The sequence below is a fragment of the Nocardioides sp. Arc9.136 genome (genome assembly GCF_030506255.1).
In the GTDB taxonomy this organism is placed as follows: domain Bacteria; phylum Actinomycetota; class Actinomycetes; order Propionibacteriales; family Nocardioidaceae; genus Nocardioides.
In genome coordinates this window covers 3,236,322-3,256,801 of sequence record NZ_CP113431.1, presented here as the reverse complement: position 1 = coordinate 3,256,801, position 20,480 = coordinate 3,236,322, and the positions used below count along the sequence as shown (strand labels likewise).

Below are 20,480 nucleotides of genomic sequence, written 5' to 3'. Positions count from 1 at the left end.
CGCACCGGCCGGTCCGGCTCAGGAGGCCGCGTCTAGCCTCCGGACGTGACCTCGTCCGACCGCACCGCCCCGCTCCCGCCGCACCTCCGGATGGCCCAGGAGGCCCACGACCGCGCTGCGCTGCGGCGCAAGGACGACGCCTGGCTGGCGCAGCGGTGGGCCGACGAGGAGAGCCGCGTGCTGGTCGTCTCCGGCACGCGCATCCGTCCGCGCGACGGGGCCGTGGAGTGGGTGGCGCCGTCGCAGGCGCCGGAGGGGCTGCGCGTCCTGCTGGGGGAGCGCGACGGCCGCGCCTGGTTCGCGGTGGTCACCGGTCCCGAGGTCGCCAAGGCGGGCGGCGACTGGCTGCCGCTCCGGGGCCTCCTGCCCACGCTGTCGGACGACAACCTGGCGGCCGCGCCGCTGGTCTTCCACGCGCTCGGCCTGGCCGAGTGGCTGTTCGTGACGCGCTACTGCCCGCGCTGCGGAGGGACGCTCGAGGCGCGCGCCTCCGGGCACGAGCTGGTCTGCACACAGTGCGGCAAGGCGCAGTTCCCGCGCACGGACCCGGCGGTGATCATGGTGGTGGCCTCGGGGGAGCCCGGGGCGGAGGACGAACGCTGCCTGCTCGGCCGGCAGGCGATCTGGCCGGAGGGGCGCTTCTCGACGCTCGCGGGCTTCTGCGAGCCGGGCGAGACGCTCGAGGACGCCGTACGTCGCGAGGTCGCTGAGGAGACCGGGGTGGTGGTCGGCGAGGTGGAGTACTTCGGCAACCAGCCCTGGCCGCTGCCGGCGAGCCTGATGCTCGGCTTCGTCGCCCGCGCGACCTCCACCGACATCACCGTCGACGAGGACGAGATCGAGGACGCCCGCTGGTTCACCCGCGCCGAGATGCGAGAGCAGGCCGAGTCCGGCCGGCTCGTGCTGCCCGGAGGCGTCTCCATCAGCCGCTCGCTCGTCGAGCACTGGTACGGCGGCCCGCTGCCCGGTCAGTGGTGACCGGGCGCGGGCGCCGGCTCAGGAGGCCAGCGCCGCCAGCTTCTCCTTGACCTGGGCCAGCGAGGGGTTGGTCTGCGCGGTCCCGTCGGAGTACACGAGGGTGGGGACGGTCTGGTTGCCGTTGTTGGCGGACTCCACGAGCTGGGCGGCCTCGGGCACCTGCTCGATGTCGACGACGTCGTAGGCGATCCCCTCGCGGTCGAGCTGGCTCTTCAGCCGGTGGCAGTAGCCGCACCACGGGGTCGTGTACATCGTGAACTGGCCGCTCATCTGGACTGTCGCCTCCGGCGTCTAGGGTCTGGAACCGTCACCGATCCAACCACCGGTCCCCAGGAGTTGTTCCCCGCATGTCCCGCCCCGACGACCTGCTCACCGCCCTCGACCCGGAGCAGCGCCGGGTCGCCGAGGCGCTCCGCGGGCCGGTGCGGGTGCTGGCCGGTGCGGGCACGGGCAAGACCCGGGCGATCACCCACCGCATCGCGTACGGCGTGGCGACCGGCACCTACGCCCCGACCGAGGTCCTCGCGGTCACCTTCACCACCCGCGCGGCCGGCGAGATGCGCGGCCGGCTGCGCACGCTGGGCGCCGGCGGCGTGCAGGCGCGCACGTTCCACTCCGCCGCGCTGCGCCAGCTGCGCTACTTCTGGCCGCACGTCCACGGCACCGAGCTGCCCCAGCTGATCGAGTCGAAGATCGGCCTGCTGGCCAGCGCCGCCCGCCGGCAGCGGATCTCGGCCGACCAGGCACTCCTGCGCGACCTGGCCTCCGAGGTCGAGTGGGCGAAGGTCAGCAACGTCCACCCCGACGACTACGCCCGGGTCGCGGCGGCCCGCGGCCGCAGCGTGACCAACCTCGACCACGACACCGTCGGGCGGCTGTTCGGCAGCTACGAGGACGCCAAGCGCGAGTCCGGCCGGATGGACATGGAGGACGTGCTGCTGCTCACCGCCGGCATGCTCGCCGAGGACGAGCGCGTCGCGGCGCAGGTGCGCCGGCAGTACAAGTGGTTCGTCGTCGACGAGTTCCAGGACGTCTCCCCGCTCCAGTCGGCCCTGCTCGACCTGTGGCTGGGTGGGCGCGACGAGCTCTGCGTCGTCGGCGACCCGGCGCAGACGATCTACTCCTTCGCCGGCGCCAACGCCGACTACCTGCGCGACTTCCCGAAGCGCTACGCCGGCACCACCTCGGTGGAGCTGGTCCGCAACTACCGCTCGACCCCGCAGGTCGTCGACGCCGCCAACACCCTGCTCGCCGGGACCACCAGCCAGGGCGTCGACCTGCGCGCCCAGCGTCCGTCCGGCCCTCCGGTGACCTACTCCGCCCGGCCCGACGAGGTCGCCGAGGCCGAGGACGTCGCCGCCCGGATCCTCAAGCTCCGCGACGCCGGCCGGCCGCTCGGCGAGGTGGCGATCCTGTTCCGCATCAACGCCCAGTCCGAGGCCTTCGAGGAGGCGCTGTCGGCGCGCCGGATCCCGTACGTCGTCCGCGGCGCGGCGCGGTTCTTCGACCGGCCCGAGGTCCGCGAGGCGGTCACCCGTATCCGTGGCGCCGCCCGGTCCGGCGAGGGCGTCGGCGTCGTCGACACCGTGACCGCCACGCTGGCCGGCATGGGCTGGACGTCCGAGGCGCCCAGCGCCCGCGGCCAGACCCGGGACCGGTGGGAGTCCTGGCAGGCGCTGGTCGACCAGGCGACCGAGTTCGAGGGCGGTGGGGGAGACCTCGAGGCGTTCGTCGCCGACCTCGACCGCCGCGCCTCCGAGCAGCACGCGCCCGTCGCCGACGGGGTCACGCTCGCGACGTTCCACGCCGCCAAGGGCCTGGAGTGGGACTCGGTGTTCCTCTGCGGCCTCCAGGACGGCACGCTCCCGATCACCTACGCCGACACCCCCGCGGCGGTGGAGGAGGAGCGTCGCCTCCTCTACGTCGGCATGACCCGCGCGCGGCTCGACCTCGCGCTGTCGTGGGCGGCCGCCCGGAACCCCGGTGGCCGGGCGTCGCGCCGTCCCTCGCGGTTCCTCGACCCGCTGCTGCCCGAGGAGACCCGGGCGCAGGACCAGCCGCGGCGTCGCAAGGTCGCCGGGTGCCGGGAGTGCGGCAAGCCGCTGACCAGCGCCGTCGAGAAGAAGCGCGGCCGCTGCCACGACTGCCCCGCGTCGTACGACGAGGAGCTGTTCGAGCGGCTGCGCACCTGGCGCAAGGAGCGCGCCGACACCGAGTCGGTGCCTGCGTTCGTCGTCTTCACCGACGCCACCCTGCAGCTGATCGCCGAGCACAAGCCGCGCACGCCCGAGGCGATGCTGCGCATCGCTGGTATAGGCCGCTCCAAGGTCGAGAAGTACGGCGAGGACGTCCTCGGCCTCGTCGGCTGAGTTCTCGCAGGTCAGCACGGGTCGGGGCCGGTCGCGACGGAGGACCGCGGGCGGCCGGTCCGGGCGCTCGGCGGGCCCGCCCGCAGGCCCTTGAAAAAGAAATCGGCGAAATGACCAGTAAATGGTTTGCCCCTTACCGAGCGGGGGCGCTAACTTCCTGTCACCAGTCAACGCGCACCACGGTCCTGACACGACCGGCGCCCGCACGCACCGAGGAGGTGTCCCGCATGTTCACGAACCTGACGATCTCGACGGCTCAGATCCCGTCCGGCTTCGCCCTGCCCATGTGCGGCCACGCCTCGTTCCGCGCCACCGGTGTCGTCCTCGGCGCCACCGAGGTCGTCGTGCGTGATCGGCAGGCCGACACCGCGATCCGCGCCGCCGCCGCCGACAAGCGCACGACCCGCACCACGGCCTACTTCCCGGGTACCACCGCCTGGAGACCACCGATCTGCTGAGACCACTCAGCACCGGCAGCCTCCAGGCCGCGGAACCCGACACCCCGGGATCCGCGGCCTTTCTGATTTCCCGCACACCCGCGATCAAGGAAACCGAGGAGGTGAAACATGACCATCAGCGTTCTCGACCGCAGTCCGGCACCGGAGTCCACCCTCGGCTCCCTGCACGACCAGGCGGCCCAGGTCGACGACGAGCTGCTGCCCTGCCGGGCGAACAACCCCGAGCTGTGGTTCGCCGAGTCCCCGTCCGACGTGGAGCACGCCAAGGCCCTCTGCCAGGAGTGCCCGGTCCAGGCCCTGTGCCTGGACGGGGCCCTCGACCGCCGGGAGCCCTGGGGTGTCTGGGGCGGACAGCTCTTCCTCCAGGGAGTGGTGATCCCCCGCAAGCGGCCCCGTGGCCGTCCCCGCAAGAACGACGCCGCCTGACCGGCGCGCGCCCGACCAGCACAGCAGCACCAGCACGACCGACCATCTCCATCACTCACGACAAGGACGTCGCGATGAACACCCTCACCGTCGATCTCGCCCGCGCGCACACGAGCGCGCGCCTGGCCGAGGCGAAGCAGGCCCGCCGGTCCCACCAGCTGGCCCGCTCCATCCGGATGCACCGCAAGGCCGAGACGGCCGCGCAGCAGGCCCGGACCGCCCTCGCCCGAGCGCTCTGACGCCGCCCACACGAAGGACCGGACACGGACCCATGAAGACCTCGAGCCCCACCACCCACACCCCGAACGGAAGCACCGACATGAATCTGATGCACGAAGAACTGGCCCGCGCACAAATGGCCGCGCGCCTGGGAGAGGCGCAACAGTCCCGCCGCGGCCACGAGCTGGCCCGTGCCCTCCGCCTGAGCCGCAAGGCCGAGCGGGCCGCGCAGCAGGCGCGTCTCGCCCTGGCCCGTGCACTCTGAGGCGGACCCGAGCTCACCCTGATCGCGGGTGATGCAGGAGGAGCCCGGCACCACAGCAGTGGTGTCGGGCTCCTTCACGTCCCGCTCGCGCCGGCGGGCCCATCCCCGGGGTGGCGTGCGTTCCAGCGGCCCACCGGGAGCTTCATCGGCTGGCCGCTGGAGCTCCTGGTTGGCCGATGAAGCTTCAGCGGCCAACCGACAGGTTCATCGGCTGGCCGCTGAATCTTCCGGCCGCCCGCTCCTCCCGCCGGCCCGGCTACCCTCGCCGGATGGAGCAGCGTGACCGGTCCGAGGAGCAGCAGGCGCGGACCTGCGCCTGGTGCGGTCGGCAGGAGTCCGACCCCGCCCGGACTCTCGCCTGGACGACCGCGGTGGAGCGCGGCCGGGCGGTGACGTTCTGCGACCGCTGCTCGCGCGAGCACCTGCGCGCGATGGAGGGCAAGCTCGACAGCGAGTTCTGGTGACCGCCAGCCGCTGACGTCCCGGCCGGACTAGCCGGCGCGCGCGGGCACGAGGTCCGCCCAGGAGCACCCGCAGTGCGGGTGCCGGGGGACGGGCGTGCGCACGGGGTTCCCCGCGCCGAGCGAGTACGCCGCGCCCCAGGTCGACGGCCGGTCGCCCTCGAGCCACGCCAGCAGGTCGCGGACCGCCCAGGCGAGCGCCAGCGCCAGCAGCACCGGGTCCCCGGCCGGCGCGGCCGCTCGCGCGACCTGCTCGAGCACCACCGCTCGGCGGGGGTCGGTCTCGGCGCGACGGGCGTCGTCGCACCGCAGGCACCCGGTCACCCCGGGCAGCACGAACGGCCCCACGACGTACGCCCCCTCGTGGCCGGCGACCGGGAGGTGCGGGACGCCCGCGCGCAGGCAGGGGTCCAGCCGGTCGCGGGCGAGCGTGCCGTGGCTGACGGCGAGGTGGACGTCGCCCTGCCCCGCGACGGTGACTCGCAGGCCGGACCCGGCGAGGAGCGGGGCGAGGTGGTCGGCGACGTCCCGCGGAGCGTCGAGCGACACGGTCGCGGCGGCCCGGGCCGCGAGGCGGCGGGCGGCGTCGTCGCCGTGCCGCGCCCAGGCGGCCCCGGTCGCGGGGGAGGAGCCCCGCGGCCGCGGCGCGGGCAGGTCGACCAGCAGGTCGGCGGCGGTCAGCGCCGCGACCACGCGGGCGGTGGCCCCGCCGGGGGCTGGTGGCTCGCCGCGCACGAGCGAGGCGAGCACGCGACGTACGTCCGGGGCCTCGCGCAGCACCACCCGGCGGGGCGGGTCGACCCCGACCTGCAGGTGCCCGTCGTCGCGGCGCACCACCAGCACTCCGGGACGCAGCGTGCGGCTCATGTCCAGCAGCGTCACACGGGGGCCGCCGGCGTGCAGCCGCTCATCCACAGGCCGCGGGCGGGAGACGACTCCGGCGGCGTCCCCGTCGAGGGGACGCCGCCGGGCAGTCGTGGGCAGTCGGTCGGGCCGGCTCAGGCCTTGCCGAGGATGCGGTTGAGGTTCGTGCTGCAGACGGGGCACACGGCCTTGGCCATGCGGGTGCCCTTGTCGTTGACCTTGACCTCGCCCTCCGCCTCGCGCTTCTCCTTGCACTTGACGCAGTAGAACTCGCCGCTCCAGGTCTCCGCCATGACGGCCTCCTTCTGATCTTCGCTCCGGACGTCGCGACGGGATGCAGGGGGCCCGCCGGAGCCCGGTGGCGGTCGCCGCCGGGCGGCTCGACCCTACGACAGGCGGCCGTTCCCGGCCCGCAGGCGCTCCGCGGCGCCTACGCCGGCCGTCGGTAGCCTGCCGCCCATGGCTGACCTCACCCACCTGCGCCTGGACCGCACCGACGACGGCGTGGCCGTCCTGACCCTGGACAACCCCGGCATGCGCAACGCCATGTCCGACGAGATGACCGCCTCCTGGGTGGCCGCGATCGACGAGCTCGCGGCCGACCGGTCGGTCCGCGCGGTCGTGGTGACCGGCGAGGGGACGGCGTTCTGCTCGGGCGGCAACACCGGCTGGATCGCCAGCGAGCCGGACGCGTCGGTGGACTACCTGCGCACGCGGATGATGGCGTTCTACCGGGCCTGGCTGTCCATCCGGAGGCTCGAGGTCCCCACGATCGCCGCGGTCAACGGCGCCGCGATCGGGGCCGGGCTGTGCCTGGCCCTGGCCTGCGACATCCGGTACGCCGCGCGTGGCGCGAAGCTCGGGGCGCCGTTCGTGAAGCTCGGGATGCACGCCGGCATGGCCGGCACCTACCTGCTGCCCAACGTGGTCGGCGAGGCGCACGCCCGCGACCTGCTGCTCACCGGCCGCGTCGTCGGCGCCGAGGAGGCGCTGGGCATGGGCATGGTCTCCCGCGTCATCGAGCCCGAGGGCTTCCTCGAGGAGGTGCTCGGGACCGCGCACGGCATCGCCGCCACCGCCCCCATCGCCAGCAGGCTGACCAAGCTGGCGCTCCTCGACGGCGGGCACCGCGACTTCGAGGCCTGCATCCAGTGGGAGGCCATGGCCCAGCCGATCACGCTGGCGACGGCCGACCTGCAGGAGGGGATCCGCGCCAGCCGTGAGAAGCGGTCGCCGGTCTTCACCGGCGAGTGACGGCGAGTGACGGCGGGTGACGTGGCGAGGCCCCCGGCCGCCGCGTGACACCCGCCTTCCCCTTGCGGATGTCGTGCGCCGGACCCGGGGGCCTCGTCTGCCTCCACGCTAGGTTCGGGCGGGGACGCGGTCAACGGCGGCGACCCCCAGCCTGTGGGCAAGCCTGTGGACAGACCTGTGGAGCAGGCGTCGTACCCGTGGAGGACACGCGGTGCGCACCGGGACAGCCCTGTGGAGGACACGCCCGGGCCCGGCAGTGGGCACCTGTCTGACCAGCACCGATGTCCGTCCACCGGCTGTGGACGGAAATGACTTCCGAGAGGTGGGCTGTGGGCGACGGAGCGGGCGACGGGATCGGGAGCGCGTACGCCGCGGGGCCGGTCGCCGCGCTGCGGCGGATCGCGTTCCTGCTGGAGCGGGCGCGGGAGGACACCTACAAGGTCAAGGCCTACCGCGGGGCCGCCGCCGCGATCCTGCCGTTGCCGGACGCCGAGGTGGCCCGGATGGTCGAGGACGGCACGCTGACCGACGTGCCGGGGGTCGGCAAGTCCTCGGGGCGGGTGATCGCGGAGGCCGTGGCCGGCACGACTCCGCGCCGGCTGGCCGAGCTCGAGGCCGAGCACGCCGGTCCGCTGACCGACGAGGGTCACGACCTGCACGCCGCGCTCCGCGGGGACTGCCACTCCCACTCCGACTGGTCCGACGGCGGCTCGCCGATCGAGGAGATGGCGGTGACCGCGATGGAGCTCGGCCACGAGTACCTCGTGCTGACCGACCACTCGCCGCGGCTGAAGGTGGCACGCGGGCTCAGCGCGGAGCGGCTGACCCGGCAGCTCGGCGTGGTCGAGGCCGTCAACGAGCACCTCGGCGGGTCCTTCACGCTGCTCAAGGGCATCGAGGTCGACATCCTCGACGACGGGGGACTGGACCAGACCGAGGAGATGCTCGACCGGCTCGACGTCCGGGTCGCGAGCGTCCACTCCAAGCTGCGGATGGACCGCGACGCCATGACCCGGCGGATGGTCGCGGCGACGCGCAACCGCCACGTCAACGTGCTGGGGCACTGCACCGGTCGGCTGGTCACGGGCGGCCGGGGCACGCGACCGCCCTCGGAGTTCGACGCCCGGGCGGTCTTCGAGTCCTGCGCGGAGCACGACGTGGCGGTCGAGATCAACTCCCGCCCGGAGCGGCGCGACCCGCCGACCGAGCTGCTGGAGCTGGCCCGCGACGTCGGCTGCGTCTTCTCCATCGACAGCGACGCCCACGCCCCGGGCCAGCTCGACTTCCTCTGGTACGGCGCGGAGCGGGCCGCCGCCGCCGGGATCGAGCCGGAGCGGATCGTCAACACGTGGCCCAAGGAGCGCCTGCTGGGGTGGGCGACGAAGTAGGTTCCCGCCATGGGTGCCCGGCCGGACGTGGAGGTGCGTCGCTCCAAGCGGCGGCGCCGCACCGTCTCGGCGTACCGCGACGGCGAGCGGATCGTCGTCCTCGTGCCCGCCACCCTCAGCCGCACCGAGGAGGCGGACTGGGTCGAGAAGATGGTCGCCCGGCTGGAGCGCTCCGAGCAGCGCCGCCGGCCCACCGACGAGGACCTGCTGGCCCGGGCGCGCCAGCTCAGCGACCGCTACCTCGGGGGGATCGCCGCTCCGGAGTCGGTCCGCTGGGTCGACAACCAGACCTCGCGCTGGGGGTCGTGCACGCCGCTGGACCGGACCATCCGGGTCTCGACGCGGCTGCAGGGCATGCCGTCGTGGGTGCTGGACTACGTGGTCGTCCATGAGCTGGCCCACCTGATCGAGCCGGGCCACGACGCCCGGTTCTGGGCCTGGGTCGACCGCTACCCCCAGTCCGAGCGGGCGAAGGGCTACCTGCTCGGCTGGTCGGCCGCCGCCCGGCTCGACCCACCGCCGGGCGAGGTCGTCGACTGACCCGGGCGGACGCGGGCGAGGCCCAGGGCGACCAGCTCGGCCAGGTCGGGGTTCGGCAGCGCGTCGACCGGCCACCAGGCCACGTCGACCGACTCCTCGCTCACGGCGTGCGCCGCGCCCGCGGGCGCGAGGGCCAGGAACCGCACGTCGAGGTGGTGGACCGGCCGGCCGTCCGGCAGCGGCCCGCCGCAGAACGGCACGGCGTGCTCGGAGAGGTGCACCGGCTGCGGGTCGACGACGAGCCCCGCGATGCCCGACTCCTCGGTGGCCTCGCGCAGCGCGGCGCCGGCCAACGTGGTGTCACCTGCTTCGCAGTGCCCACCGAGCTGGAACCACTGACGTGCCTTCGCGTGGAGGGTCAGCAGCACCCGCTCGCCGGCGCCGTCGAGGACGAGCGTGCTGGCCGTGACGTGGTCGGGCCGGCACGAGCGCTCCAGCCCGTCGGGGCGGGCGCGCAGGTGCGCGACGTACCGCTCGCGCAGCGCCTCCTGCTCCGCCCCCGGTGCCGACCAGCCGTCGAGCAGCGCGAGCGCGTCGGCGTGCAGGCTCACTCCGCGGAGGACCCGGGGTCGAGCAGCTTGCGGAGCTCGGCGTCGAAGTCCTCCTCGCTCAGCGACTCCGGGGCCGCGGCGTCCTCGCGGAAGCCCAGCGGGTCGTCGAGGTCGGCGGCCGAGGGCAGCAGGTCGGGGTGCATCCAGACCCCGTCGCGGCCCTCGATGCCCTGGCGGCTGCGCAGCGACCCCCACAGGGTGGAGGCGTCGCGCAGGCGGCGCGGCCGCAGCTCGAGCCCGACCAGGGTGGCGAAGGTCTGCTCGGCCGGACCGCCGGCGGCCCGGCGGCGGCGTACCGCCTCCTGCATCTTGGCCGCGGCCGGCATCCGCTCGGTGGTGGCCTGCCCGACGACCTCGTCGACCCAGCCCTCCACGAGCGCGAGCACGGTCTCGAGTCGCTGCAGCGCGGCCTCCTGGCGCGGGGACCGCGGCAGGTCGAACAGCCCGCCCTCGAGCAGCTGCTGCATCGATTCGGGGTTCGTCGGGTCCATCCCGCGCATCTGCTCCTCGATGCGCGACTGGATGGCCTCGGCGTTGATCTCGACGCCCTTGGCGTAGTCGGTGACCGCCGCGATGACGTGCTCGCGCAGCCACGGCACGTGGGCGAAGAGCCGCTGATGGGCGGCCTCGCGCAGCGCGAGGTAGAGCAGGACGTCGTCCTCGGTGACGTCGAGGCCCTCGGCGAACGCCGCCACGTTGGCCGGCAGCAGAGCAGCCTGTCCCGGTCGGGTGAGCGGCACCCCGACGTCGGAGCCGCTCAGCACCTCCCCGGCGAGGGCGCCGAGCCCGGAGCCGACCTGGCTGGCGAGCATCGCGCCCACGGCCTTGCCGAGGATGCCGAGGATCGGCCCCGCCTGGGCCTTGGCCTCGGGCGGAAGCGCGTCGGCGATGCCCTGGGTGGACTGGAGCGCGACGGGCTCGACGAGCACCTTCCAGACCTCGGCGGTGCCGACGACCCACTCGGCGCGGCTCCAGGCCGCGGTCGAGGTGACGCCGGAGGGGAAGGTGGTGGTCTCGTCGAGCCAGTGGTCGGCGAGCCGGAGTGCGTCGGCGACGGCGTCCTTCTGCCGCTGCGTCGGCGAGGGGTCGGGCTGCGCGACGGCCTTGCGGGCGGTGTCGAGCGCGAGGTCCCAGTTCAGCGGGCCGTCGTAGGGCTGCATCATCGCCTGGATCTGGCCGAACAGCTGGTTCAGGTCGGGCATCCCGCCCGGCAGGCCGCCGGGGAAGCCACCCGGCAGGCCACCCGGGAAGCCGCCGGCGCCACCGGAGAAGAACGCCTCGAAGGGCGTGCCCTGGAAGGGGTTCTGGCCGCGGTCCGGGCCGTCGTCCCGGCCGTCGTCGGGACCGTCCGACGGGTTGTTGGTCATGGGTCAACGGTACGCGGCGGGTCCAGGGCTAGGGTCGGCCCCATGACCCATCCGGCCGTCCGCCTCGTCGGCCTGCGCGAGACGCCCCTCAACGTCGACGAGGTCCTCCGCTCCCTCGACGACGACGCCGCCGGGGGGCTGGTCCTCTTCGTCGGACGCGTGCGCGACCACGACGGCGGCAAGGGCGTCACCGGGCTGGACTACTCCGCCCACCCGACCGCGCTCGACCGGCTCACCGCCGTCTGCGAGCAGGTGGCCGCGGACCACGACGTGCACGGCGTCGCCGCGGTCCACCGGGTGGGGACGTTGGCCATCGGCGACGCCGCGGTCGTCGTCGCGACCGCCTCCTCCCACCGCGGCACCGCCTTCGAGGCCTCCCGCGCGCTCATCGACACCCTCAAGGCCGAGGTGCCGATCTGGAAGCACCAGCGCTTCGGCGACGGCACCGAGGAGTGGGTCGGCGCTCCCTGAGCCTCTCCCGGGCACGCCGTGGGCGTGGCTCCCCGACGCGGGGCGCCCGGCTGCCTACCGTGGGCGACGTGGAGATCCTGCTCTGGCTCGTGCCGCCCGCCGTCGTCGCGGCCGTGGCGATGGTGTGGGTCTCGTGGCTCGGCCGCGAGGGGCGCGGCGAGGTCGACCGAGAGGTCGCCGTCCGCCGGATGGGTGCGGCCATGGAGCGCGGCCACCGCGCGACGTACGCCGCCCCGCCGCGTGAGCCCGACCGCAGCACCGGCGTCGCCGTGCGGCCCTCGCGCCGCGCCTCCTGACCTCGCGCCCGCCCACGCCGCCTGCTCCGCGCTCACGCTGCCGCCGGGCAGCGCGGCGGCGGTTGCAGGCGTTTGAGAAGGTGGCGGCATGACGCAGCGCACGATCGCCGCCCTCCTGGCGGTGCCGCTGGTGGTGGCGCTCCTCGTCGCCGCCGGTACCCAACCGCTGCCGTACGTCACCTACGAGCCCGGACTGACCGTCGACGTCCTCGGTGAGAGCGACGGCGGCGAGATCGTCGAGGTCGACGGGGAGCAGACCTACCGCGACGGCGACGGGCAGCTGCGGATGACCACGGTCTTCGTCTCCCGGCCCGACGCCGACGTGTCGCTGCTGGAGGTCATGAAGGGCTGGCTCAGCGACGAGGACGCGGTCTACCCCTACGACGCGGTCTACGAGGAGGGGACGACCGACGAGGAGAACGAGACCGAGGGCGCGGTCGACATGGTCACCTCCCAGGACGCCGCCACCGCCGTCGCGCTGACCGAGCTGGGCTACGACGTGGAGCCGGCGGTCGAGGTCCTCTACGTCACCGAAGACACCCCCGCCGACGGCCGGCTGCAGGCGCGGGACGTGTTCCTCTCCGCGAACGGGACCCCGATCGAGGAGCCGCAGGACCTCGTGGACGTCGTGCAGGCGACCGAGCCCGGCGAGCCGGTGACCTTCCGCGTGCTGCGCAAGGGGGAGGAGCGCACCGTGGAGGTCGTGCCGGAGGAGGTCGACGGCTCCCCGCAGGTCGGCGTCCGGCTCGGCACCGGCTTCACGTTCCCCTTCGACGTCTCGGTCAACATCGACCCGAACATCGGCGGCCCCAGCGCCGGGCTGATGTTCAGCCTGGCGATCTACGACACCCTGACCGAGGGCTCGCTGACCGGCGGCGAGGTCGTCGCCGGCACCGGCACGATCGACCCCGAGGGGAACGTGGGGCCCATCGGCGGCATCCAGCAGAAGGTGGTCGGCGCCCGTGACGCCGGCGCCCAGCTGTTCCTCGTGCCGCCCGACAACTGCGCGGACGCCCTCGGTGCCCCCAACGAGGACATGCGCCTCGTCCGCGCCGAGACCATGCACGACGCCGTCGAGGCGATCCAGGACTGGGTCGAGGACCCGGATGCGAAGCTCCCGAGCTGCGAGGACGTGAAGTGACCGACCCCACCCCCGACGAGCCCACCGAGGGCCGGACCACCGCAGGACTGCCCGCCGACGACCTGCCCGCCCCGGCCACCGACGCCGAGGGCGACGGGCTGCTCGACAACCTCGACACCGACCCGGCGCTCGCGGCGGCCGTCCTCGAGATCGAGCAGCACCTGGCCGGCGACGGCTGGGACCAGCCCTCGCGCCTCTACGCGCTGGTCGACACCGGGACGCTCGTGCGCCAGGAGCCCGCGCTCGCCGCGCAGATGGGCCTGGACGCGTCCTCCGAGCGAGGCTCGCTGACCGCCGTCGAGCAGGACCAGCTGCCGCCCGACGTACCGCTGGAGCAGGTGCTGGAGACGATCCTGTGGCCGCACGGCGTGGCCGGGTGCGCGGCGGTCGTCGAGCGGCTCGTGCTGCCGCCCGGCGTCGACGGCGAGGTGCCGGAGGACCCGGCCGAGGCCGAGGCCTTCGCCCGCGAGCACCCGGACCGCCAGGAGGTCCGCATCGTCGCGGGCGCCACCCGCGACGGGTCGACGTACTGCGCGCTGCGGATGAGGGCGCACGACGACGACCTCTCGGTCGTCGGCGGTGCCGACCTCGTGCCGGGGCTGGTCGCGCTGCTGCGCGCGACGCTGGAGGACGACGACGCGATGGCCGGGACCCCCGGCCCGAGCGACCAGGAGAACTCGATGGACCACACAGGAGACGACGCGTGAGCGAGCTGTTCGACGACGATCCGCGGGACACCCCGCCCCCCGGACGGGAGGTGCCGCGCCGGTCGCGGGCGCTGATCATCACCGCCGTCATCGTCGTGCTGGCCTTCTTCGGGCTCACGACGTTCGCGTCGTTCTACACCGACCGGCTCTGGTTCCGCGGCGCGGGCTTCGGGTCGGTCTTCACCACCCTGTTCTGGACGCGTGCCGGGCTCTTCCTCGTCTTCGGCGCCATCATGGCGATCGTCGTCGGGCTGAACATGTGGCTGGCCTACCGCCACCGGCCGGTCTTCCGCATGCCGTCGCCCGAGCAGAGCGGCCTGGACCGCTACCGCGAGGCGGTCACCCCCGTCCGCACCTGGCTGCTCGCCGGCATCGCGCTGGTCATGGGCGTCTTCGCGGGCACCTCCGGCTCGGGGGAGTGGCGCAACTACCTGCTGTGGCGCAACGGCACCTCGTTCGGTGACGAGGACGAGTACTTCGGCCGCGACATCGGCTTCTACGTCTTCGACCTGCCCTGGCTGCACTTCCTCGTCGACTTCACGATGGCGATGGTCGTCGTCGCGCTGCTCGCCGCGGCGGTCGTGCACTACCTGTACGGCGGCATCCGGCTGCAGGTCCCCCAGGACCGGCTCTCGGGCGCGGCGCAGGTCCAGCTCTCGGTGCTGCTGGGCGTCTTCGTGCTCGCCAAGGGCGTCGACTACTACCTCGACCGGTTCGACCTGGTCACCCAGAGCGGTGAGCTGTTCACCGGCATGAGCTACACCGATGACCACGCCGTGCTGCCGGCCAAGAACATCCTCATGGGCATCGCGGTCATCTGCGCGGTGCTGTTCTTCCTCAACGTGTGGCGCCGCACCTGGCTGCTGCCGTCGATGGGCCTCGCGCTGCTCGCGCTGTCGGCGGTCCTGCTCGGCCTGATCTGGCCCGGCATCGTCCAGCAGTTCCAGGTCAACCCCTCCCAGGCCGACAAGGAGGAGAGCTACCTCAAGGCCAACATCGACGCCACCCGCTCGGCGTACGACGTGGCCGACGTCGAGATGGAGGACTACACCGCCAGCGCCGACCTCTCCACGAGCCTGGCCGCGCTCGACGACCAGACCTCGTCGGTCCCGCTCGTCGACCCGCAGCTCGTGCGGGCCGCCTTCGAGCAGGAGCAGCAGGTCCGCGCGTACTACTCGGTCGCCGACGTCCTCGACGTCGACCGCTACCCGATCGACGAGGAGGAGCGCGCCCTCGTGCTCGCCGTGCGCGAGCTCGACCAGTCCGGCATCAACGAGGGCGACCGCAACTGGGGCAACCTGCACACGGTCTACACCCACGGCAACGGCATCATCGCGGCGTACGCGAACGCCCGCCCGCAGGACAACTCCGCGCAGGAGGAGGCCGAGGGCACCGAGGCCGAGGACGCCGGCATCGAGTGGGCCGAGGGCGACACCGAGCGGGAGCTCACCGCCGCGACCGGCGGGTTCGAGACGCGGGTCTACTACGGCGAGGAGAGCCCGGAGTACTCCATCGTCGGCAAGGCCGAGAGCGACGACCCCGACGTGGAGCTCAACCTGCCCACCGGCGAGGACGAGGCCGGCACCACCTCGACGACGTACGACGGCGACGGCGACGTCGCCATCGGCGGGTTCTTCAACCAGCTGATGTACGCGGTGAAGTACGGCGAGCCGAACTTCCTGCTCTCCGGCCGGGTCAACGAGAACAGCAAGATCCTCTACAACCGCGAGCCGCGCGAGCGCGTCCAGAAGGTCGCGCCGTGGCTGACGGTCGACGCCGACGCCTACCCGGCGATCATCGACGGGCGGATCCAGTGGATCCTCGACGGCTACACGACCACCGACCGCTACCCGCAGGCGCAGCGCGAGTCGCTGGACACGATGACCGACGACTCGCTGGACTCCCCGAGCGCGCTGCGGGCGATCCCGACCGACGAGATCAACTACATGCGCAACGCGGTGAAGGCGACCGTCGACGCCTACACCGGTGACGTCGTCCTCTACGCGTGGGACGAGGAGGACCCGATCCTCGAGGCGTGGAGCAACGCCTTCCCCGGGACCGTCGAGCCCCGCAGCGAGATCCCCGAAGAGCTCGAGGAGCACCTGCGCTACCCCGAGGACCTGTTCAAGGTCCAGCGCTACCAGTTCGCCCGCTACCACGTCACCGACCCGCGGGACTTCTACCAGGGCAACAACCGCTGGCAGGTCCCCGAGGACCCGTACTCCGGCGCTGCTGCCAAGCTCCAGCCGCCGTACCGGCTCTTCGTCCGCAACCCGGGCGACGCCGAGGAGACGTTCTCGCTCACCTCGACCTTCGTGCCGTTCGGCAAGAACAACCTCGCGTCGTTCGTGTCGGTGAACGCCGACGCCACCAGCGACGACTACGGCCGGATCCGGGTGCTCCAGCTGCCCAACGAGCAGACCGACGGCCCCGGCCTGGTCGCCAACGCCTTCACCTCCGACGAGGGCGTGCGGCAGGCGCTGCTCCCGCTGCAGTCCGGTGGCGCGAAGCCCGTGTACGGCAACCTGCTGACGCTGCCGGTCGACGACGGCCTGCTCTACGTCCAGCCGGTGTACACCACGCGCGAGCTCTCCGACGCCAGCTACCCGATCCTCCAGTACGTGCTGACCAAGTACGGCGAGGAGGTCGGCGTCGGCAACACGCTGACCGAGTCCCTGGGCAACCTGCTCGGCGCGGAGGCCGGCGGACCCTCGACCGGGGGCACCGGCGGCGGCGACGGCGGGAACGGCGGCGGTGACGGCAACGGTGACGGCGCCCCGACCGGCAGCCGGCAGGAGCAGATCGCCCAGCTGCTGGCCACCGCGGAGGACGCCTTCGCGGCCGCCCAGGACGCGCTGGCCGACCAGGACCTCGCGACGTACCAGGAGCAGGTCGAGATCGCCGAGGACGCCGTGGCCCGGGCGCTCGCGCTCTCCGGGCAGTCCGGTGCCACCGCGGGCGAGGGCGGCGACGCGGGCGGGGGCGCCTCGGAAGCGCCCTCGGGGTCGGGCTCGGAGGCGCCGGACCCCGCCGAGTAGACCCCGATTTGGTGGGTCTCCACCCTGTGTCGTAACGTTGGGTTCACCGACGCGGGGTGGAGCAGCTCGGTAGCTCGCTGGGCTCATAACCCAGAGGTCGCAGGTTCAAATCCTGCCCCCGCTACAAAGGAATCGAAAGATTCGCACCTTGGCCCCCACATCTTGTGGGGGCCAAGGTCATTTCGGGCCACATCTTGTGTCGGCCACGCCGTCCTGCCGAGGGTTTATCGGCGGGTTTATCGATCGGGCGCCCCCGGTGACCCTGGTCCCACCTGGTGTCTGCACGTCCGCCGCCACGCGTCGGCGGCCGGTCTGGACCTTCCGCGACCGGGGGCAACCGGGGGAGCCCGCCCGGCTGAGGTGACGAGCGTGGAACCTCCGCGCTCGAGGCGGTTGCGCGTATCGACGGCCACCGAACGGTGCCGCGCATGACCACTCCTATGCACGGGCCAGGCAACAGCCCTCTCAACCCACGTCAGCTGCTCACTCTCCTCGAGGTCGCCGACCTGCTCGGGAAGCACCTCGACACCGTCAAGGCATGGAACACCGCCGGGCGCTTTCCCAACCGGGTCCAGGACTCCACCGGGCGCAAGGCTTGGCGCATCCCCGTCTCCGACCTCGTCGCCGCCGGCCTGCTCGACCCGAGCCGAGTCGAGGACGTCGCCAACGCCGTCAAGGCCTCCCGCGAGTCACGCAAGGTCCAGCACCTGCGCGAAACCATCGTCCGCCTGGAGGAACGCCTCGCGGCCGAAAGGGCCATCTCCCAGGAGCGCGCCGGGATGATCGCGATCCTCAACAACGTGATCGCGCGCCGAGGTGGCGCGGCATGACCCGGCATGGACGTCCCCTGACGGGGTCGAAGAGGCAGACACCCTCCGGGTGGCGGGTGAGCCTGCCGACCAGGCGCGGGTCGACGAAGCGCCAGACCTGGCTGTTCCGCAACGAGGCGGCCGCCGATGCCTGGCTCGAGGCTGGCAAGCGCGCGCTCCACGCGGACCAGGCCCTACCCATGCCGGAGCCCGGCCTGCTGGTTCAGGGCCGCACCGGCGCCCGGGTCGCCAGCGGGACCTCCTTCCGCGTCATCGCCTCCCGGTGGAAGGAAGAGAGGTATGTCGAGATGGGGCTCGCCGGCCCCAGCCGGGAGGACACGGTCGATAGGCACATCAAGCGGATCGCCGACTGGATGGAGCACAAGGACTGCAGGCTCGTGATGGAGACGATGGTCCGTGACCGAGTCAAGGAGCTGCAGGAGTTCCTGATCCGCGGGGCTGAGAGGGCGCCGACCGTACCGATACCGACGGGCCTCGACCCTGAGCAGCTTGTCACCATCCTCGAGGCGGCCGCCCTGCCAGGTATGGCCTCCCTCTCGACGCTGAAGCGGCGAGTGAAGGCCGGCATCCTCACCGCCGGGCACACGGGCCCCGGCGCTCACCTCTACAAGGTGGGCGACCTGTACTGCGAGGAAGTCCTCGATGGGCCGGACGGTCTTCGCACAGGTCCAAGAACCGGCGGTGCACTCTCGCAGAACGTCGCCAGCGACGCCATGTGGATCTTCAATGAAGTCTGCCTCTTCGCTGACGACTACGGCGTGAACGTGCCGCAGGACCGCAAGAGCCTCCCCATGCACCGCAGCGACCGGGAGAGGAAGCCGAAGCACGAACCCGTCTCGATCGGACGCTGCGCTGACGTTGCGGCTCGACTTCACGTCGTCCACCAGCTCGCGCTGTGGCTGATGCGCCTCCTCGGGCTGCGAATCGGAGAGGCCTTCGGTGTTCGCGTCGGCAGCATCATCGACCGAGGTGAGGGTGAGCCGGGCGTGCTGCTCGTCAAGGAGCAGGGCGGGCGCAAGATGCGATCGCGCAAGCCGGGCGAGCGATACGTGACCATCGCCGACCAGACCGTGGTGCTCAAGACGCACAACTCCTATCGAGTCCTTGTCGTGCCTTCGGCCCTCATGGACCTGATCCGCACCACCATCGCGGTGTTCCACACCAACACCGACGGGTCGGTCCGCACCGCGGACCGACTCGTGCCGGGCCTCAAACGCCGCAACGCCGGCGGACAGCAGGCGTTCCGAGCAGCGCTCTCGGCGGCGGCCGCGGAAGTCGCGATAGAGCTGGAGCAGGACGAAGTCGACGCGACGTTCTCCCTCGCCCCGCATGACATGCGTCGATCGGTGCTCTCCGACCTCGACCGGTTCGAGGTCAAGGACACCCACGCTCGTCGCTTCGGCGGCCACGCCGCAGGCGCCGACGTCCACGGGCGCCACTACGTCCTGGACGACCCCAAGCTCCGGCCGATGAAGAAGATCGCGAAACGCATCCAGAAGGAGGTGACGGAGGCACTTCCGGCCGGCTTGCACATCCCGACGATGGTCTCGTGTACGACGAACAACCAGCCAGCCCTGGCACTAGAGGGACGGCGCATCGACGCCGAGCTCGCCGAACGCGGCTGGCTGCTCTTGCCCTCTGACGGTGACGACGTGCTGGTCGGCGCGGGCGAGGTGGCCGAGCTCCTCGGGATCGCGGTCCAGGAGGCTCGACGCCGCATGGCGGACGGCCGCATTCCCTCGACGGTCTGGTCCGAGCGCGCGCGAGGCTCCGAACGTCGCAGTCGCCTGTCGGATGTTCGAGCGATCAAGGCCCTGCAGGACTCGCACGTCAGCATTCGGTCCATCGCAGAGGAGTTCGGCACGACCTACCACACCGTGTACCAGTTCGTGCTGGCCCAGGGCTATGAGCGTCGGCGCATCAACGACCGGGAGTACGTGCTGACGACCGAGACAGCGCAGCGGGTGCGCGCGCACTACCAAACGCAGGCAGCCCTCCACGCGCGGGCCATTCCGTTCTCGGTCGCGGTGGAGGAGCTCGGAGCGACGTTGGCGACCGTCGAGCAGATGGTCCGCGACGGGATCCTGGACGCCGATGAGCCGGCGCACGACGGCAGGCGGATGGTCACCCGGGACAGTGTGCGCCTTGCTCTCGTGGCTCGCGCAGGTCCCGAGAGGGTGCGGCGATCTGACCTGTACTCCTGGCCAGAGGCGCTCGCGCTCACCGGCTGGTCCGACGCGCGGCTCACGGCACTCGCTCACGAGGGGAAGGTCAAACGCGTCGAGTTCAATCGCCGCCGACACGTGACGTGCGCAAGCCTGCTTCGCTACCTCGCGGCAGAGGACCCGGAACTGCTAGTTGTGGCGCTGAGCGCATCTGCGACGTGAGTTCAATCGGTGCTCGAACAACCTCCCGGACCCTCCTTACATGTCCGCCCCTGCCGAGATCACCCAGATCTACGAGTGCACCAACCAGGCCCAGCGGACCGTGCTGGCACGGCAGGTCCTTGCGGGCGTCCAGAGTCAGCTCTAAGCGCTCTGACCTGCGGTTTCTTCATGTCGGGACCACTAAGCCGGCAGTGCGACAGTGATCGGTCGAAGGAGCAAGATGCGCTGACTGGCACACGAGAACGTGTCCTGTGTGCCAGTTGTGCGCCACTCAGGAGCCGGCACAACTGACGGCGAGCGCGAGAGTGATGCGTCGGCGCGGCCATGTGTCGTAGTACCACCTGAACTCGCTCTCGTCGGGAGACCGAAAGTGCCTCTGGCCTGCAGTTTCTCACTTAGCAGCGACGGTGATCGGCGCACGTTTGGCAGAGAATCGGCGGCCCGTTGTGCGAATCCTGTGCGAAAGCTGG

The 20,480-nt window shown here is 72.4% G+C and carries 22 protein-coding genes and 1 tRNA gene; 18 read left to right on the top strand and 5 right to left on the bottom strand.

Features of this window, described 5'->3' with window-relative positions:
- The first annotated feature begins 45 nt into the window (after positions 1 to 45).
- The gene (nudC, locus tag OSR43_RS15800; protein ID WP_302267594.1) at positions 46 to 978 is read left to right on the top strand and encodes an NAD(+) diphosphatase; all 933 of its coding nucleotides are present in this window, start codon (positions 46 to 48) and stop codon (positions 976 to 978) included.
- Between the two features lie 18 nt (positions 979 to 996).
- Here the strand turns inward: nudC and OSR43_RS15795 are convergent, their stop codons facing one another.
- The gene (locus OSR43_RS15795; protein WP_302267592.1) at positions 997 to 1,248 is read right to left on the bottom strand and encodes a mycoredoxin; all 252 of its coding nucleotides are present in this window, start codon (positions 1,246 to 1,248) and stop codon (positions 997 to 999) included.
- 77 nt (positions 1,249 to 1,325) lie between these two features.
- Here OSR43_RS15795 and OSR43_RS15790 point away from each other — a divergent pair, with 77 nt between their 5' ends.
- The 6 genes from OSR43_RS15790 (at position 1,326) to OSR43_RS15765 (ending at position 5,179) form a co-directional block, all read left to right on the top strand.
- Positions 1,326 to 3,347, top strand: a complete 2,022-nt coding sequence (locus OSR43_RS15790; RefSeq protein WP_302267591.1) for an ATP-dependent DNA helicase UvrD2 — start codon at positions 1,326 to 1,328, stop codon at positions 3,345 to 3,347.
- Between the two features lie 227 nt (positions 3,348 to 3,574).
- The gene (locus tag OSR43_RS15785; RefSeq protein ID WP_302267590.1) at positions 3,575 to 3,805 is read left to right on the top strand and encodes a hypothetical protein; all 231 of its coding nucleotides are present in this window, start codon (positions 3,575 to 3,577) and stop codon (positions 3,803 to 3,805) included.
- Between the two features lie 108 nt (positions 3,806 to 3,913).
- Positions 3,914 to 4,231 carry a WhiB family transcriptional regulator gene (locus OSR43_RS15780; protein WP_302267588.1) on the top strand — a complete coding sequence of 106 codons (318 nt, stop codon included), beginning with the start codon at positions 3,914 to 3,916 and terminating at the stop codon, positions 4,229 to 4,231.
- Between the two features lie 74 nt (positions 4,232 to 4,305).
- Positions 4,306 to 4,470: a hypothetical protein gene (locus OSR43_RS15775; RefSeq protein ID WP_302267587.1), complete on the top strand. Its 165-nt coding sequence runs from the start codon at positions 4,306 to 4,308 to the stop codon at positions 4,468 to 4,470.
- Positions 4,471 to 4,502: 32 nt separating this feature from the next.
- Positions 4,503 to 4,715 carry a hypothetical protein gene (locus tag OSR43_RS15770; RefSeq protein ID WP_302267586.1) on the top strand — a complete coding sequence of 71 codons (213 nt, stop codon included), beginning with the start codon at positions 4,503 to 4,505 and terminating at the stop codon, positions 4,713 to 4,715.
- 269 nt (positions 4,716 to 4,984) lie between these two features.
- Entirely contained in the window at positions 4,985 to 5,179 is a 195-nt protein-coding gene (locus OSR43_RS15765) for a hypothetical protein (protein ID WP_302267585.1), read from the top strand.
- Between the two features lie 27 nt (positions 5,180 to 5,206).
- Here the strand turns inward: OSR43_RS15765 and OSR43_RS15760 are convergent, their stop codons facing one another.
- Positions 5,207 to 6,043, bottom strand: coding sequence for a TOMM precursor leader peptide-binding protein (locus OSR43_RS15760; protein ID WP_302267584.1), 837 nt, complete (start codon positions 6,041 to 6,043; stop codon positions 5,207 to 5,209).
- 131 nt (positions 6,044 to 6,174) lie between these two features.
- Complete coding sequence (locus tag OSR43_RS15755; RefSeq protein ID WP_091115022.1) at positions 6,175 to 6,333, bottom strand: DUF5679 domain-containing protein; 159 nt, start codon at positions 6,331 to 6,333, stop codon at positions 6,175 to 6,177.
- Between the two features lie 166 nt (positions 6,334 to 6,499).
- Between OSR43_RS15755 and OSR43_RS15750 the strand changes: the two genes are divergently transcribed.
- The 3 genes from OSR43_RS15750 to OSR43_RS15740 all read left to right on the top strand — a co-directional run bounded on the left by OSR43_RS15750 (position 6,500) and on the right by OSR43_RS15740 (position 9,222).
- Positions 6,500 to 7,294 (top strand): enoyl-CoA hydratase/isomerase family protein, encoded by a 795-nt coding sequence (locus OSR43_RS15750; protein ID WP_302267582.1) that lies wholly within the window; start codon positions 6,500 to 6,502, stop codon positions 7,292 to 7,294.
- 329 nt (positions 7,295 to 7,623) lie between these two features.
- The gene (locus OSR43_RS15745) at positions 7,624 to 8,682 is read left to right on the top strand and encodes a PHP domain-containing protein (protein WP_302267581.1); all 1,059 of its coding nucleotides are present in this window, start codon (positions 7,624 to 7,626) and stop codon (positions 8,680 to 8,682) included.
- 9 nt (positions 8,683 to 8,691) lie between these two features.
- A complete protein-coding gene (locus OSR43_RS15740) occupies positions 8,692 to 9,222 on the top strand; it encodes a M48 family metallopeptidase (RefSeq protein ID WP_302267580.1) in 531 nt (176 codons plus the stop codon).
- Here the strand turns inward: OSR43_RS15740 and OSR43_RS15735 are convergent.
- Both OSR43_RS15735 and OSR43_RS15730 read right to left on the bottom strand, forming a co-directional pair.
- Positions 9,159 to 9,773 carry an NUDIX hydrolase gene (locus tag OSR43_RS15735; RefSeq protein WP_302267579.1) on the bottom strand — a complete coding sequence of 205 codons (615 nt, stop codon included), beginning with the start codon at positions 9,771 to 9,773 and terminating at the stop codon, positions 9,159 to 9,161. The two genes, OSR43_RS15740 and OSR43_RS15735, sit on opposite strands and share 64 nt — an antisense overlap.
- On the bottom strand, positions 9,770 to 11,140 hold the full coding sequence (locus OSR43_RS15730; protein ID WP_302267578.1) for a zinc-dependent metalloprotease: 1,371 nt from the start codon (positions 11,138 to 11,140) through the stop codon (positions 9,770 to 9,772). The genes OSR43_RS15735 and OSR43_RS15730 overlap by 4 nt, the downstream gene beginning before the upstream one ends.
- 42 nt (positions 11,141 to 11,182) lie before the next feature.
- On the opposite strand from OSR43_RS15730, the gene OSR43_RS15725 reads away from it, so the two are divergent.
- From OSR43_RS15725 to OSR43_RS15690, 8 genes are all read left to right on the top strand, one after another.
- A complete protein-coding gene (locus tag OSR43_RS15725; protein ID WP_302267577.1) occupies positions 11,183 to 11,611 on the top strand; it encodes a molybdenum cofactor biosynthesis protein MoaE in 429 nt (142 codons plus the stop codon).
- 68 nt (positions 11,612 to 11,679) lie between these two features.
- Entirely contained in the window at positions 11,680 to 11,907 is a 228-nt protein-coding gene (locus OSR43_RS15720) for a hypothetical protein (protein WP_302267576.1), read from the top strand.
- A gap of 88 nt (positions 11,908 to 11,995) precedes the next feature.
- On the top strand, positions 11,996 to 13,048 hold the full coding sequence (locus tag OSR43_RS15715; protein WP_302267575.1) for a PDZ domain-containing protein: 1,053 nt from the start codon (positions 11,996 to 11,998) through the stop codon (positions 13,046 to 13,048).
- Entirely contained in the window at positions 13,045 to 13,755 is a 711-nt protein-coding gene (locus tag OSR43_RS15710; protein ID WP_302267574.1) for a PPA1309 family protein, read from the top strand. The genes OSR43_RS15715 and OSR43_RS15710 overlap by 4 nt, the downstream gene beginning before the upstream one ends.
- A complete protein-coding gene (locus OSR43_RS15705; RefSeq protein WP_302267573.1) occupies positions 13,752 to 16,793 on the top strand; it encodes a UPF0182 family protein in 3,042 nt (1,013 codons plus the stop codon). Before OSR43_RS15710 ends, OSR43_RS15705 begins: the two co-directional genes overlap by 4 nt.
- A 50-nt stretch (positions 16,794 to 16,843) precedes the next feature.
- Positions 16,844 to 16,917 (top strand) — tRNA-Met (locus OSR43_RS15700).
- A gap of 295 nt (positions 16,918 to 17,212) precedes the next feature.
- Complete coding sequence (locus tag OSR43_RS15695; protein ID WP_302267571.1) at positions 17,213 to 17,623, top strand: AlpA family transcriptional regulator; 411 nt, start codon at positions 17,213 to 17,215, stop codon at positions 17,621 to 17,623.
- 56 nt (positions 17,624 to 17,679) lie between these two features.
- The gene (locus OSR43_RS15690; RefSeq protein ID WP_302267570.1) at positions 17,680 to 20,010 is read left to right on the top strand and encodes a hypothetical protein; all 2,331 of its coding nucleotides are present in this window, start codon (positions 17,680 to 17,682) and stop codon (positions 20,008 to 20,010) included.
- Positions 20,011 to 20,480: the final 470 nt, after the last annotated feature.